This is a genomic window from Cupriavidus sp. C2SS-8b, assembly GCF_057073745.1.
Genome location: NZ_CP172716.1, coordinates 974,813 through 987,877, shown reverse-complemented (window position 1 = coordinate 987,877; position 13,065 = coordinate 974,813). Strand labels below are relative to the sequence as shown.

The 13,065-nt window shown below is 67.0% G+C and carries 14 protein-coding genes; 9 read left to right on the top strand and 5 right to left on the bottom strand.

Annotated elements, in window-relative coordinates; translation table 11 throughout:
* Positions 1–54: 54 nt before the first annotated feature.
* Positions 55–1,197 (bottom strand): PLP-dependent cysteine synthase family protein, encoded by a 1,143-nt coding sequence (locus ACIGJB_RS04500; RefSeq protein WP_483731589.1) that lies wholly within the window; start codon positions 1,195–1,197, stop codon positions 55–57.
* Positions 1,198–1,371: 174 nt separating this feature from the next.
* Here ACIGJB_RS04500 and ACIGJB_RS04495 point away from each other — a divergent pair, with 174 nt between their 5' ends.
* Together ACIGJB_RS04495 and ACIGJB_RS04490 are read left to right on the top strand one after the other, a co-directional pair.
* On the top strand, positions 1,372–1,740 hold the full coding sequence (locus tag ACIGJB_RS04495; RefSeq protein ID WP_483732255.1) for an ArsR/SmtB family transcription factor: 369 nt from the start codon (positions 1,372–1,374) through the stop codon (positions 1,738–1,740).
* Positions 1,737–2,819, top strand: a complete 1,083-nt coding sequence (locus tag ACIGJB_RS04490; RefSeq protein ID WP_483731588.1) for an SRPBCC domain-containing protein — start codon at positions 1,737–1,739, stop codon at positions 2,817–2,819. The genes ACIGJB_RS04495 and ACIGJB_RS04490 overlap by 4 nt, the downstream gene beginning before the upstream one ends.
* A gap of 18 nt (positions 2,820–2,837) precedes the next feature.
* On the opposite strand, the gene ACIGJB_RS04485 is transcribed toward ACIGJB_RS04490, so the two are convergent.
* From ACIGJB_RS04485 to ACIGJB_RS04475, 3 genes are all read right to left on the bottom strand, one after another.
* Positions 2,838–3,347 carry a DNA-deoxyinosine glycosylase gene (locus ACIGJB_RS04485; protein WP_483731587.1) on the bottom strand — a complete coding sequence of 170 codons (510 nt, stop codon included), beginning with the start codon at positions 3,345–3,347 and terminating at the stop codon, positions 2,838–2,840.
* Between the two features lie 68 nt (positions 3,348–3,415).
* A complete protein-coding gene (htpG, locus tag ACIGJB_RS04480) occupies positions 3,416–5,317 on the bottom strand; it encodes a molecular chaperone HtpG (protein WP_483731586.1) in 1,902 nt (633 codons plus the stop codon).
* A 105-nt stretch (positions 5,318–5,422) separates the two neighbouring features.
* Entirely contained in the window at positions 5,423–6,961 is a 1,539-nt protein-coding gene (locus tag ACIGJB_RS04475) for an aminotransferase-like domain-containing protein (protein ID WP_483731585.1), read from the bottom strand.
* Between the two features lie 84 nt (positions 6,962–7,045).
* Between ACIGJB_RS04475 and ACIGJB_RS04470 the strand changes: the two genes are divergently transcribed.
* The 7 genes from ACIGJB_RS04470 to ACIGJB_RS04440 all read left to right on the top strand — a co-directional run bounded on the left by ACIGJB_RS04470 (position 7,046) and on the right by ACIGJB_RS04440 (position 12,230).
* Positions 7,046–7,723, top strand: coding sequence for a VOC family protein (locus ACIGJB_RS04470; RefSeq protein WP_483731584.1), 678 nt, complete (start codon positions 7,046–7,048; stop codon positions 7,721–7,723).
* 123 nt (positions 7,724–7,846) lie between these two features.
* Positions 7,847–8,485 (top strand): LysE family translocator, encoded by a 639-nt coding sequence (locus ACIGJB_RS04465; RefSeq protein WP_483731583.1) that lies wholly within the window; start codon positions 7,847–7,849, stop codon positions 8,483–8,485.
* A 15-nt stretch (positions 8,486–8,500) separates the two neighbouring features.
* Entirely contained in the window at positions 8,501–9,505 is a 1,005-nt protein-coding gene (locus ACIGJB_RS04460) for a DMT family transporter (RefSeq protein WP_483731582.1), read from the top strand.
* Between the two features lie 11 nt (positions 9,506–9,516).
* Entirely contained in the window at positions 9,517–9,972 is a 456-nt protein-coding gene (locus tag ACIGJB_RS04455; RefSeq protein WP_483731581.1) for a RidA family protein, read from the top strand.
* Positions 9,973–9,991: 19 nt separating this feature from the next.
* Entirely contained in the window at positions 9,992–10,321 is a 330-nt protein-coding gene (locus tag ACIGJB_RS04450) for a DHCW motif cupin fold protein (protein ID WP_483731580.1), read from the top strand.
* Between the two features lie 42 nt (positions 10,322–10,363).
* The gene (locus ACIGJB_RS04445) at positions 10,364–11,554 is read left to right on the top strand and encodes an aminotransferase-like domain-containing protein (RefSeq protein WP_483731579.1); all 1,191 of its coding nucleotides are present in this window, start codon (positions 10,364–10,366) and stop codon (positions 11,552–11,554) included.
* 31 nt (positions 11,555–11,585) lie between these two features.
* Complete coding sequence (locus tag ACIGJB_RS04440; RefSeq protein ID WP_483731578.1) at positions 11,586–12,230, top strand: glutathione S-transferase family protein; 645 nt, start codon at positions 11,586–11,588, stop codon at positions 12,228–12,230.
* A 137-nt stretch (positions 12,231–12,367) separates the two neighbouring features.
* Here ACIGJB_RS04440 and ACIGJB_RS04435 read toward each other — a convergent pair whose 3' ends face one another.
* Positions 12,368–13,015 (bottom strand): LysE family translocator, encoded by a 648-nt coding sequence (locus ACIGJB_RS04435; RefSeq protein ID WP_483731577.1) that lies wholly within the window; start codon positions 13,013–13,015, stop codon positions 12,368–12,370.
* Between the last annotated feature and the right edge of the window lie 50 nt (positions 13,016–13,065).

The window sequence follows — 13,065 nt, the reverse complement described above, 5'->3', positions numbered from 1 at the left end:
GGCAGGCCAGCAGCCAGCGCAGGAAAGCCGCGATTGTGACAGAAACTCGCGCGGTCATTCTCCGGCGCCGCCGGGAAAGCCGGCACCCGCGGCGGCCAGCCCATCCACGGCGTGCGGCGTCAGCACCGGTTCGCCTTTCACGGCGCGGCCAATCAGCGCGTCCGCCGCGTCCACGTGGATGCGGTGCTCCTGGTACCAGTCGTCGTCATAGTAGGTTGTCGCGTACCGTTCGCCGCTGTCGCACAGCAGCGTGACGATCGCACCGGCCTGCCCGGCCGCACGCATGCGCTGCGCCAGGTACAGCACGCCGACAAAGTTGGTGCCGGTCGATCCGCCGACGCGGCGCCCGAACCGTTGCGCGAGGTAGCGCATGGCGGCGAACGACAGCGCGTCGGGCACCTTGAGCATGGCGTCGATACAGGTCGGGATAAAAGACCGCTCCACGCGCGGACGGCCGATGCCCTCGATGCGCGAGCCCGTGTCGAGCGTCAGCGCCGGATCGGGCTTGCCTGCCAGACAGCCACGGAAATGATCGAAGAACACGGAGTTCTCCGGATCCGCACACAAGATGCGCGTCTGGTGCCGCCGGTAGGCCACGTAGCGCCCAAGCGTGGCCACCGTGCCACCCGTGCCGCCGCTGGCCACGATCCAGGCCGGCACCGGATGCAGTTCCTGCGCCATCTGCTTGAAGATGGACTCGGCGATATTGTTGTTGGCGCGCCAGTCCGTTGCGCGTTCGGCGTAGGTGAACTGGTCCATGAAATGCCCGCCCGATTCGCGCGCGATGCGGTGCGACTCGGTGTAGATCTCCGACGGGTTGTCGACGAGATGGCAGCGCCCGCCATAGAACTCGATCGCCTCCACCTTCGCACGCGAGGTGCCGGCCGGGATCACCGCGACGAACGGCAGCCCCAGCAGGCGCGCGAAATAGGCTTCCGAGATCGCGGTCGAGCCGCTCGATGCCTCCACTACCGTGCTGTCCTCATGCAGCCATCCGTTGCACAGCGCATACAGGAACAGCGACCGCGCAAGCCGGTGCTTGAGGCTGCCGGTCGGGTGGCTCGATTCGTCCTTGAAGTAGAAGCGGATGTCCGGATAGCCCGGCAGGTCCAGGGGAATCAGGTGGGTATCGGAAGACCGGTTGAAATCGGCCTCGATGCGGTGGATCGCTTCGTGGGTCCAGTCTGAATGTGGCATGGCACTTCCCCGGCAGTACTGCGAGTGACAGGCCCGGTCTGCGGAGGGACCGGGGCGGTGGGGCGTGCCGCCATCGTACAGGAAGTGCCCATGCGAACCGCATCGGCCGGCATGGCGCGAACAGCAGATGTAACAGCCCTTGATCTTCATTTAACCAATACGTTAAATGAAGACATGCCAAACACCAGCGACCCGCTTTCCACCATCTTCGCCGCCCTGGCCGACCCGACGCGCCGCGCGATCCTGGCGCGGCTGTCCGAGGGCGATGCCCCGGTCAGCGAACTGGCGCGCCCGTTCGATATCTCGGCCCCGGCCATCTCCCGGCACCTGCGTGTGCTGGCCGATGCGGGACTGATCGAGCGCGAAATCAACGCACGCTGGCGCATCTGCCATTTGCGCCCTGGGGCCATGCGCGATGCGCACGGCTGGCTGGAGAGCTATCGCCGGCTTTGGGAGGGCAATCTCGACAGGCTGGTGGCTTTTGTCGAGCAGACGCAAACCGGGACCGCTGTCACCGATCGAAAGAAGGGGATCAAGTCATGACTGAAGCTGCAACGTTTCACCTGGAGATGACCCGCCAGATCCGCGCACCGCGCGAGCGGGTGTTCGATGCCTTCACCGACCAGGCTGCGCTGGCGGCCTGGCATTGCCCGCGCGGCATGAAGGTTCGGGAAGCCAGCGCCGATGCGCGCGTCGGCGGCCGTTACCGACTGGTGATGGGAGCGAAGGACGGCGAGCAACACATCGTGGGTGGCGAGTACCAGGCGATCGACCGGGCCAACTTCCTGGCCTACACGTGGCATTGGGAAGGCAGCGAACTACCGGCCGGCGTGCGCACGCTGATCGAGATCACGCTGACCGACAAGGATGGCGGCACGCACCTGCACATGCGCCATAGCGGCTTCCCCGACGCGGCCACGCGCGATGCGCACGACAGCGGCTGGCAATCGGTCTTCAACAACCTGAGCGATTATGTGGATGCCGAAGGCAGCGCCGGCACGCTGACCGTCTACGGCGATGCGCGCAGCACCTACGTTCGCACGGTGCGGCTGGCGCTCGCGGAGAAAGGCGTGCGTTACACGTTCAAGCCCGCGGCGCCGCACGTCGACGAACTGCTGGCTCATAACCCGTTCGGCCGCATTCCGGCATTCACCGATGGTCCGATCGATTTCTACGAGACGCGCGCCATCCTCAGCTACATCAACGAAGTCTTTGGCGGCCCGAACCTGATTCCGCAAACCGGCCCCACTGCCCGCGCGCGCTGCGAGCAATGGATCAGCCTGATCAACTGCCACGGCTACGATGCGATGGTGCGCCGCTACGTGCTGCACTACGTGTTTCCGAAGGGCCCGGACGGCAAGCCTGATCGCGCCGCCATCGAGGCGGCCCTGCCCGATATCGGGCAGCAGCTGGATGCATTGGAGCAGGCCTATGGTGGCCGGGATTTCCTGGTCGGGAATACGTTGTCGATGGCCGACCTGTTCTTCGCGCCGATCGTCGAGTATCTGGGGCGATTCCCTGAAAGCGCGGCGATGCTGGAGACGCGGCCGAATATCCGGCGGGGCCATGCCGTCATGCGTGCGCGGCCGAGCTATGCGGCTACGCAGCCGGATCTTGGCTGACCGGTAGAAATCCTGGCGTTATTCCCCCGCCCTGGCAGGCAGCCATGCCAGCAATGCCTGCCAGGCATGCAGCTTCTGCGCATACGCCAACGTGTAGGCCGGGCTGCTGGAGGGAAGCATCACAAGCTGGTGCCGATCGGCGTGATGCGCCAGCGCTTTCGCACCAATGCGCGCTGCCGTGCCGCCATTGAACGCAATCGCCACGAGGCTTGGCAAAGACTTGACCAGGCTGATCAGGTCATTGCCCGCATGGTCGCGGATACTGCTGTCGAGGCTGCCTTCGCGGCGCGCCTCGGCCACGACGTCCCACAGGCCGATGCGGTGCGCGAGCAGCGCCTGCAGCCGTGCGTCGTAGTCCAGTGAACGCAGGTCCACGCCGATCGTATCGCCCACCAACCGCCAGAACTGGTTCTGCTTGTGCGCGTAATACTGCCCCTGCGCCAAAGACGCCTCACCGGGCAGGCTGCCGAGGATCAATACGCGGGTCTCGGCATCCACGACAGGGGGAAAACACCGCTTCAGCGTCATGCGTCGTTATCGCTTACGTCCGGAGGTAAAAAGGGCCGGTCGCCCGGCCCTTTTCCTTATGTCCGTATTCAGGCAAGCAACTTGTTCACACGCTGCACATAGGCCGTCGGATCATCGAGCATGCCCCCTTCAGCCAGCAGCGCCTGATCGAAGAGGACGAGCAAACGGTCATTGAAGCCATCGCCCTCCGGCAGATCGCGCAGCTTCTTCACCAGCGCGTGCTCGGGATTCAGTTCCAGGATCGGCTGGGCATCCGGCGCCTTCTGGCCGGCCTGCTTCAGCAGGCGCTGCAGGTAGCCGCTCATGTCGCCCTCGTCCGAGACCAGGCACGATGCCGACTCCGTCAGGCGCAGCGTCACGCGCACATCCTTGGCCTTGCCTTCGAGCACGGTCTTGGCGCGAGCCACGACATCCTTCCATTCGGTCTCGGCCTTCTCCTGCTCGGCCTTTTCGGCCTCGTCGGCCAGCGAGCCCAGGTCGAGGTCGCCGCGGGCGACCGAGACCAGTTCCTTGCCATCGAACTCACGCAGGAACGACAGCATCCACTCATCGACGCGATCGGTCAGCAGCAGCACTTCGATGCCCTTCTTGCGGAAGACTTCGAGGTGCGGGCTGTTCTTCGCTGCAGCCCACGTATCGGCCGTCACGTAGTAGACCTTGTCCTGCCCTTCCTTCATACGGCCGACATAGGCCGCCAGCGACACGGTCTGCTCAGCGTCGTCGTTGTGCGTCGAGCTGAAGCGCAGCAGCTTGGCGATGCGTTCCTGGTTGGCCTGGTCCTCGCCCATGCCTTCCTTCAGCGCCTGGCCGAACTGCTGCCAGAAGGTCGCGTACTTGGTGCGATCGGCTTCGTCTTCGCTGTCGGCCAGCGATTCCAGCATCGACAGCACGCGTTTGGTGCTGCCTTCGCGGATCGCCTTGACGTCGCGGCTTTCCTGCAGCAGTTCGCGCGAGACATTCAGCGGCAGGTCGGCGGAATCGATCACGCCCTTGACCCAGCGCAGGTACGACGGCAGCAGCTGCTCGGCGTCGTCCATGATGAAGACGCGCTTCACATAGAGCTTGAGGCCGTGCTTGTGGTTGCGGTCCCACATATCGAACGGCGCGCGCGCCGGGATGTACAGCAGCTGCGTGTATTCGCTGCGGCCTTCCACGCGGTTGTGGGTCCAGGCCAGCGGCGCCTCGTTGTCGTGCGCGATGTGCTGGTAGAACGCCGTGTACTGCTCGTCGGTGATGTCCGACTTCGGACGCGTCCACAGCGCGCTGGCCTGGTTGACGCTTTCCCACTCGTCGGTGCGCTTGTAGGTGCTGGCCTCGGCATCCCAGACTTCCTTGGGCATGCGGATCGGCAGCGAGATATGGTCCGAATACTTCTGGATGATGCTCTTCAGGCGCCAGGCCGAGAGGAAATCGTCCTCGCCTTCGCGCAGGTGCAGCGTGATGGTGCTGCCGCGCTCGGCGCGCGTGATGGCGTCGATGCTGAACTCGCCGTCGCCCGCGCTTTCCCAGCGCACGGCTTCATCAGCGGCCAGGCCCGCGCGGCGGGTTTCGACGGTGACCTTGTCGGCCACGATAAAGGCCGAGTAGAAGCCCACGCCGAACTGGCCGATCAGCGCGGCGTCCTTCTGCTGGTCGCCGGACAGCTGCTGGAAGAATTCCTTGGTGCCCGAGCGCGCGATGGTGCCCAGGTTGCGGATGGCTTCGTCGCGGCTCATGCCGATGCCGTTGTCGGTGATCTTCAGCGTGCGGGCCGTGGCGTCGGCTTCGATGCGGATGGCCAGGTCGGCGTCGTTTTCGAGCAGCGAGGGGTTCGCGATCGCTTCGAAGCGCAGCTTGTCGGTGGCGTCGGAAGCATTCGAGACCAGCTCGCGCAGGAAGATTTCCTTGTTGCTGTACAGCGAGTGGATCATCAGGTGCAGCAGTTGCTTCACTTCCGCCTGGAAGCTCATCGTTTCGTGCGGTGCGGACATGGTTCTCCTTTTCGAATCCGGAAAATCAGGGTGTGAGGGTGGCGCAAGGCCAGTGCTCACGGAAATAGGGCCGGTTCCGGCCAATTTCAAGACCGGCTGGCGACTTCAGCGCCGGTCCAGTTGCCGGGACAGGAAGTCGAGCATGTCCGGGTCGCCGCTGCTGGCGACGTTGAAGCGCATCCAGGCCGAGGGCATCTGCGACGGCGAAAACAGGCTGCCCGGCGCGAACAGGTAGCCCTTGTCGTGCCCCGCCGTGGCGATGGCATTGGTGTCGCGGCCGGTATCGGCCCACAGGTACATGCCCGCATGCTGCCCGGGGAACAGCCGCAGGCCGCGGCGCTCCAGCTCGCGCCGGGTGTCGTCGCGGGCCCGGTCCAGCCGGCCGCGCACCCGCTCCACGTGTTTGCGGTAGTGGCCCTCGGTCAGCACCTTGTACAGCACGCGCTCGTTGATTTCCGGCGTGGCCAGGCCGGCCAGCAGCTTGCTGTCGGTCAGCGTCGCGGCCCGGTCCGGGTGCGCGGCGATGAAGCCCACGCGCAGGTTCGCCGCCAGCGTCTTGGAGAAGCTGCCCAGGTAGATCACGCGGCGCAGCTGGTCCAGGCTGGCCAGCCGCGTCGCAGCATGGCCGGGCGGGCACAGGTCGCAGTAGATGTCGTCCTCGACGATCAGGAAATCGTACTGCTCGGCCATCTGCAGCAGCCGGAACGCCTTGGCGGCGGACAGCGAGGTGCCGGTCGGGTTGTGCAGTACCGAGTTGATGACGAATAGCCGCGGCCGGTGCGCCTGCACGATGCGCTCCAGCGCCTCCAGGTCCGGGCCTTCGGCCGTGTAGGGCACGCCGATCACCTGCGCGCCCTGCGCGGCAAAGCGGCCGAACATCACGAACCAGGCCGGGTCGCCGACCAGCACGGTGTCGCCGGGACACAGGTAGAGCCGAGCGATCAGGTCGAGCGCCTGCGTGATGCCCGACGTCAGCACGATCTGCTCGGCCGTGGCGCCGATCTCCAGTTCCTCCAGCCGCGTGCGCAGCTGCTGGCGCAGCGGCAGGAAGCCCTGCGGCGTGCCGCTGGCCAGGAAATGGTTGCCGGGCTGGCGGCCCAGGCCGCGCAGCGCGCTGGCGATCAGCTCGCCATCGAGCCACTCGTTGGGCAGGAAGCCGAGGCCGGGCGCCTTGCGGGTCTCGGCGGTATGGAACATGCTGCGCAGCAGCCAGGTCACGTCGATATTGCGCGCGGCTACCGCCACGGGCGCCACCGGCGCGACCGAGGCCTGCGCCACGCGTTCGCGCACGTAGAAGCCCGAGCCGCGGCGCGATTCCAGGTAGCCCAGCGCCACCAGGCGCTCGTACGCCTCCACCACGGTAAAGCGCGAAATGCCCTTCTCCTGCGCCAGCTGGCGAATCGAGGGCATGCGCATGCCCGCGCGGAACACGCGCTCGTCGATGCGCATGCGGGCCCATTCGGTAAGCTGCTCGACCAGCGTCATCTGTGCCGACGGCACCGGGTCGGGCATGCGTTCCGTACTGCCGGGCGCGCCCGGCGGCACGACCAGCCGCAACGCGCGCCCCGATGTGTCCTGCGCACCGCTTCCGCTATCCTTGCGATCGGGCGCAGCGGAGGAATCCTGCTGGTGGCTGCCGTCCATGTGGTGCTCCTGCAACTGTACTGAATACGATCCGCATAACTGTACCGGTACTGTACCGACTACCTTGTCTACCATCAAGCCAACATGAAGCTCGCCCTCGATCACCTCGTCATTGCTGCATCGACCCTCGACGCCGGCACGACATACGTCGCCGACGCGCTTGGCATTGCACCGCACGGTGGCGGCGCCCATGCGGCCATGGGCACGCACAACCGCGTGCTCGGCTTGTTTGGCGGGATGTACCTGGAGGTGATCGCGGTCGATCCGGACGCGCCTGCGCCGCAGCGCCCGCGCTGGTTCGGGCTCGACAGCGACAGCGTGCGTGCGCGGCTGCAGGCCGGCCCGTTCCTGCTGCACTGGGCCGCGCGCGTGGAGCGCCCCGCCGACCTGACGCGCTGGCAGGCGCAGTATCCCGACCGGATCGCGCCGGTCATTCCGATGCAGCGCGGCGACCTGCGCTGGCGCATCACGGTGCCGGAAGACGGCAGCCTGCCCGCCTGGCACGGTGAAGCCGCCAGCGCCGGCGACGGCCTGCTGCCGAGCCTGATCCAGTGGGACGTGTCCCCCCATCCTGGCGCCAGCCTGCCGCGGCAGGACCTGGCGCTGCGCCGTCTCACCGGCCAGCATCCGCATGCCGAACTGCTGCGCCAGGGCCTGGCCTGGCTGGGCGGCGATACGCTGATATCGCTGGAACAAAGCGACGGTCCGCCGAAGCTCATCGCTGAAATCGAAACACCGCAGGGCATCCGCACCCTGCGCTAGATCCGAACACCGACAAGAACAAGACCACGGAGACCCATCGATGACCGTCACCCGCAAACGCTTCGACGACGACCCTTGCCTCGGCACCAACCGGCGCGTGGTCGTCGACTTCGCCTGAGCACCATGACCGGAGATTTCCTGACCGGCCTGTCGGCCGCGCAATTCCTCGCGCTCATCACGCTGCTTGCAGTGGGTTCCTTCACGCCAGGACCCAACACCACCATCGCCGCCGTGACAGGCGCCAATTTCGGCCTGCGCGCCACGCTGCCCCATTGCGTGGGCGTGGCCTTCGGCTTTGCCAGCATCCTGGCGCTGTGCGCGGTCGGCGTCGGCGCGCTGATCCTGCGCAGCCCGGCACTGGCCACCCTCGTGCATATGGCCGGCGTGGGCTACCTGCTGTGGCTGGCCGCCAGAATCGCGCGCAGTACCGTGCTGGCGGAGAAGCAAGTCCTGCGCCCGCTCAATGTGTGGCAGTCCGCCGTGCTGCAGTACGCCAACATCAAGGCGTGGATGATGGCGCTGGCCACCGCGGCCTCGTACATGGCCGGCGCGCCCTCGCCCGCGCAGCGCGTGCTGCTGGTATGCACCACGTTCGGCATGTTCGGTTTCGTCAGCAACAGCCTGTACGGCGTGCTGGGCGCCTCGCTGCGTCAATGGCTGATGCAGGGCAACCGCGTGCGCTGGTTCAACCGCGCCATGGGCATGGCGCTGGCACTCACCGCCGTATGGATCGCCGTCAGCGTGCGTCCCGCGGCAGCCTGATCCACCCACGCCACCATGACTTCTTCGCAGGCAACCGCAACCCCTTCCACTTTGCACCCGCCGCATTCCGGCGGCATGCTGCTGGGCTTTATCGGGGTGGCCATCTTCAGCCAGACGCTGCCGTTCACGCGCATGGCCGTGACCGAACTGGACGCGAACTTCGTCGCGCTGGCCCGCGCCGTGATCGCTGCCGTGCTGGCGCTGGCACTGCTGGCCATGCGCGGCGCGCTCGCTGCGCAGCGACGCCCGCGTGGCCGCCAATGGGCCAGGTTGGCCGTGACCGCGCTGGGCGTGGTGGTGGGCTTTCCGCTGTTCTCGTCGCAGGCCATGCGCGAAGTGCCGGCGAGTCATGGCGCCATCGTGATCGGCCTGCTACCGCTGGCCACTGCAGTGTTTGCTGCGTGGTTCGGACGTGAACGGCCTTCCCCCGCGTTCTGGCTGTCAGCCGTGGCCGGCAGCGCGCTCGTGATCGGCTTTGCCGTATGGCAGGGTGCCGGGGCGCTGCAGCATGCGGACTGGTATCTGTTCGCCGCCGTGGTGCTCGGCGCGCTCGGCTATGCCGAAGGCGGCAAGCTGTCGCGCGAGCTGGGCGGGCTGGAGACTATCAGTTGGGCCCTGGTGGTGTCGCTGCCAGTGCTGCTTCCCGTAGTGGGCTGGCTCGGCTGGCGCGACAGCGCCGTGATCGCCGCCGCGTCGCCGCGCGCCTGGATCGGCATGGCCTATGTGTCGGTGTTCTCGATGTTCATCGGCTTCCTGTTCTGGTACGCCGGGCTGGCAAAAGGCGGCGTGGCGCGTGTCGGGCAGATACAATTGCTGCAGCCGTTCCTGACGCTGGCAGGCGGCGCGCTGCTGCTGGCCGAGCCGCTGGATCCGGCCACCATCGCCTTCGCCGTGGCGGTGATCGCCGTGGTGGCGCTGGGCCGGCGCGCCGCCGTGCAACAGGCCGCGCCCACGATCGCCAGCGCCGCCGCCAACACCGGCACCGAAGCGCCCCCTATCCTTCCGAAACGCACTCACTGACAGGAGATCACATGTCCGTCTACGACACCCTTGCACGCCTTGGCATCGAACTGCCCACCGCCGGCGCCCCGGCCGCCGCCTACGTCATGGCCGCGCAGACCGGCAACACCGTGTTCCTGTCGGGCCATATCGCCCGCAAGGACGGCAAGGTATGGGCCGGCAAGCTTGGCAAGGACATCGACACGGAAGCCGGCAAGGCCGCCGCGCGCTCGATCGCGATCGACCTGCTGGCCACGCTGCACGGCCACGTGGGCGACCTGAACCGCGTCACGCGCATCGTCAAGGTGATGAGCCTGGTGAATTCCACGGAGGACTTCACCGAGCAGCACCTGGTGACCAACGGTGCCTCGGAATTGCTGGCCGAAATCTTCGGCGACAAGGGCAAGCACGCGCGCAGCGCGTTCGGCGTGGCGCAGATTCCGCTGGGCGCCTGCGTCGAGATCGAAATGATCGTCGAAGTGAACTGAACCATCGGCCGCTGCCGCGATGCGCATCGACAACCTGCCCTTCGGCACCACCGACTGGTCCGCGGTCGAGCCTACGCGCCATCCCGGCGAACGGGGCGAGGCGCTGTGGCGCACGCGCCAGTTTGGCGACATCCGGGTGCGCATGGTCGAGTACTCGGCCGGCTACCTGGCGGACCACTGGTGCGCCAAGGGCCATATCCTGTTCGTGCTGGACGGCGAACTGCATACCGAACTGGAAGACGGCCGCCAGTTCGTGCTCCGCGCGGGCACGAGCTACCAGGTCGCCGACCAGGCGGAACCGCACCGATCATCGACGCCGAGCGGGGCCAGACTATTCATCGTTGACTGAGCCGCCCGCCAGGCGGCTCCCCAAAGACAAAAGAGAAACATCATGCAATGGGCCATCTCCCGCCGGGCGCAGCAACTGACCAGCTCGGCCATCCGCGAAATCCTGAAGGTGACCGAGCGTCCGGAAGTCATTTCCTTCGCTGGCGGACTGCCGTCGCCGGCCTCCTTCCCGGTAGCGGCCATGGAGGCGGCGACGGCCCGTGTATTCGCCGACAACCCGACCGCCGCGCTGCAGTACGCGGCCACCGAAGGCTACCTGCCGCTGCGTGAATTTATCGCCAGGCGGCACAACGTTGGCGTGGAGCGCGTGCTGATCACCACGGGCTCGCAGCAGGCGCTGGACCTGATCGCCAAGGTGCTGATCGACCCGGGCAGCAAGGTGCTGGTGGAAACGCCGAGCTATCTCGGCGCGCTCCAGGCGTTCTCGCTGTTCGAGCCGGAATTCACGTCCATTCCCACCGACGACAAGGGCCTGCAGCCTGAAGCGCTGACCGCCGAACTGACCGCCGGCGCGCGCTTCCTGTACGCCCTGCCCAACTTCCAGAACCCGACCGGCCGCCGCCTGCCGCTGGAACGCCGCCAGGCCCTGGTGGCCCGCGCGAAGGAGTTCGGCGTGCTGCTGGTCGAAGACGACCCGTATGGCGAGCTCAGCTACACCGGCGACCAGCTGCCGACGCTCCTGTCGATGAACCCCGACGGCGTGATCTACATGGGCTCGTTCTCGAAGGTGCTGGCGCCGGGCCTGCGCCTGGGCTTCATGATCGCCCCGCCGGAACTGCACTTCAAGCTGTGCCAGGCCAAGCAGGCATCGGACCTGCATACGCCGACGTTCACCCAGCGCGTGGCCTACGAGACCATCCGCGACGGGTTGCTCGACCGCCACATCCCGACCATCCGCGAACTGTACGGAAAGCAGTGCCAGGTCATGCTCGACGCACTGGCGCGCCACATGCCCGAGGGCGTAAGCTGGAATGAACCGGAAGGCGGGATGTTCATCTGGGTGCAGTTGCCTGAAGGGCTGGGCCTGGACAGCATGGCTATCCTGGAAGAAGCCGTGAAGCGCAATGTCGCCTATGTGCCGGGCGCGCCCTTCTATGCCAGCAACCCGCAGCGCAACACGCTGCGCCTGGCGTTCGTCACGGTGCCGCCCGAGCGCATCGAGCAGGGCGTGGCGATCCTGGGCGAAGTGTTCCGCCAAGCGATCGCGTCGGCATCGCAGGCCCGCGCGGCCTGAAAAAACCGCAAAAGATCAGGGGAGAATCTTCATGCTGCGGATCTGGGGTCGACTGTCGTCGATCAATGTACAGAAGGTGGTCTGGTGCGCGCGCGAGCTGCACCTGGACCATGAGCGCGTGGACATCGGCGTCAGCCAGGGCGACCTCGACACCGAGGCCTATGTCCGCCTGAACCCCAACCGCCAGATCCCCGTGATTGAGGACTTCCGCGGCACGGACGTGGGCGGCGAGCCCTTCGTGCTATGGGAATCCAATGCCATCGTGCGCTACCTGTGTGCGCAGTATGGCGAGGGCACGCTGTGGCCGGAAGACGTCAAGGCGCGCGCCTCGGCCGACCGCTGGATGGACTGGCAGACCACCACCTTCAGCCCGGCCATGGTCACCGCCTTCCTCAACATGGTGCGCATCGCCCCCGAGAAGCGCGACGAGGCCGCCGTGGCCGCGTCATGCGCGCGCACGAAACCGCTGGCTGCGATGCTCGACAAGGCCCTGGCCGGGCGCGAGTTCATCGGCGGCGACCGCTTCACCATGGCCGACATCTCGCTGGCGTGCGCCGCCCATCGCTGGATGGGCACGCCGGTCGAGCACGAACCGCGCCCCGAGCTGGAGCGCTGGCTGGCCGCCATGCGCGCACGCCCGGCCGCCGAGGGCATCCTGGAATTGCCGCTGCGCTGAAGGCGCTGCCAGGGAAGCACTGGCGCCTGCGCCGTTGATGTCCTCCCACCTGCCGACTTGTGAGCCGCGCAGCAGCCGTAGGCGATGATGCGATAACGGTGGCAGTGTCGAGCCACGGACAGTCGCCGAAGACCCCCTTACTTGCCGGCGCGCGAACCCGACGCCGCCGTGAACACCCCGAGTCCGATAAAGGCCGCTGCCGTCAGGTAGCGGCCGGCGGCCCGTGCCCGCCCGGCACGGCTCAGCGCCGGCATCACGGCCGCCGCCGCGGTCACGTAGCAGACATCGGTGGTGGCCGCGATCAGCACGAAACCCACGCCGAGCGCCAGGCTCTGCGTCAGCGCAGAAGCCGCCGGATTCATGAACTGCGGCAAGAAGGCGGCAAAGAAGATGGCGGTCTTGGGATTGAGCAGCGCCACCACGAAGCCATCGCGCAATACCTGACGCAGCGGGCGCGCCGGAGGCGGCGTATCCGCATCCACCGCCGGTGCGGTGCGCAAGGTGCGGATGCCGAGCCAGATCAGATAGGCCGCCCCGGCGTACTTCACGACCGTGAAGGCCACCGCCGAGATCGAGAACAGCACCGCCAGCCCGAGCGCGGCGCCCGCCGCATTGCCGAGGTTGCCCAGGGCCACCGCGCCGACCGACGCCAGCCCGGCACGCCGGCCCTGCGCCAGCGTGCGCGTCACGATATAGACCACTGCCGGCCCGGGAGTCACGGCCAGCGCGAGGCTCGCCAGCACGAACGCGCCAAGCAGCGGCCACGGGGGAAGGAACTCAGGCATGGTATCTCCTTGATCGGATCCCGACGGCATCCGGCAGACAGGCTACGCAC

Coding starts and splice junctions, on each gene's coding strand:
- ACIGJB_RS04500 (WP_483731589.1), bottom strand. CDS start 1,197: ATGCCACATTCAGACTGGACCCACGAAGCGATCCACCGCATCGAGGCC.
- ACIGJB_RS04495 (WP_483732255.1), top strand. CDS start 1,372: ATGCCAAACACCAGCGACCCGCTTTCCACCATCTTCGCCGCCCTGGCC.
- ACIGJB_RS04490 (WP_483731588.1), top strand. CDS start 1,737: ATGACTGAAGCTGCAACGTTTCACCTGGAGATGACCCGCCAGATCCGC.
- ACIGJB_RS04485 (WP_483731587.1), bottom strand. CDS start 3,347: ATGACGCTGAAGCGGTGTTTTCCCCCTGTCGTGGATGCCGAGACCCGC.
- htpG (WP_483731586.1), bottom strand. CDS start 5,317: ATGTCCGCACCGCACGAAACGATGAGCTTCCAGGCGGAAGTGAAGCAA.
- ACIGJB_RS04475 (WP_483731585.1), bottom strand. CDS start 6,961: ATGGACGGCAGCCACCAGCAGGATTCCTCCGCTGCGCCCGATCGCAAG.
- ACIGJB_RS04470 (WP_483731584.1), top strand. CDS start 7,046: ATGAAGCTCGCCCTCGATCACCTCGTCATTGCTGCATCGACCCTCGAC.
- ACIGJB_RS04465 (WP_483731583.1), top strand. CDS start 7,847: ATGACCGGAGATTTCCTGACCGGCCTGTCGGCCGCGCAATTCCTCGCG.
- ACIGJB_RS04460 (WP_483731582.1), top strand. CDS start 8,501: ATGACTTCTTCGCAGGCAACCGCAACCCCTTCCACTTTGCACCCGCCG.
- ACIGJB_RS04455 (WP_483731581.1), top strand. CDS start 9,517: ATGTCCGTCTACGACACCCTTGCACGCCTTGGCATCGAACTGCCCACC.
- ACIGJB_RS04450 (WP_483731580.1), top strand. CDS start 9,992: ATGCGCATCGACAACCTGCCCTTCGGCACCACCGACTGGTCCGCGGTC.
- ACIGJB_RS04445 (WP_483731579.1), top strand. CDS start 10,364: ATGCAATGGGCCATCTCCCGCCGGGCGCAGCAACTGACCAGCTCGGCC.
- ACIGJB_RS04440 (WP_483731578.1), top strand. CDS start 11,586: ATGCTGCGGATCTGGGGTCGACTGTCGTCGATCAATGTACAGAAGGTG.
- ACIGJB_RS04435 (WP_483731577.1), bottom strand. CDS start 13,015: ATGCCTGAGTTCCTTCCCCCGTGGCCGCTGCTTGGCGCGTTCGTGCTG.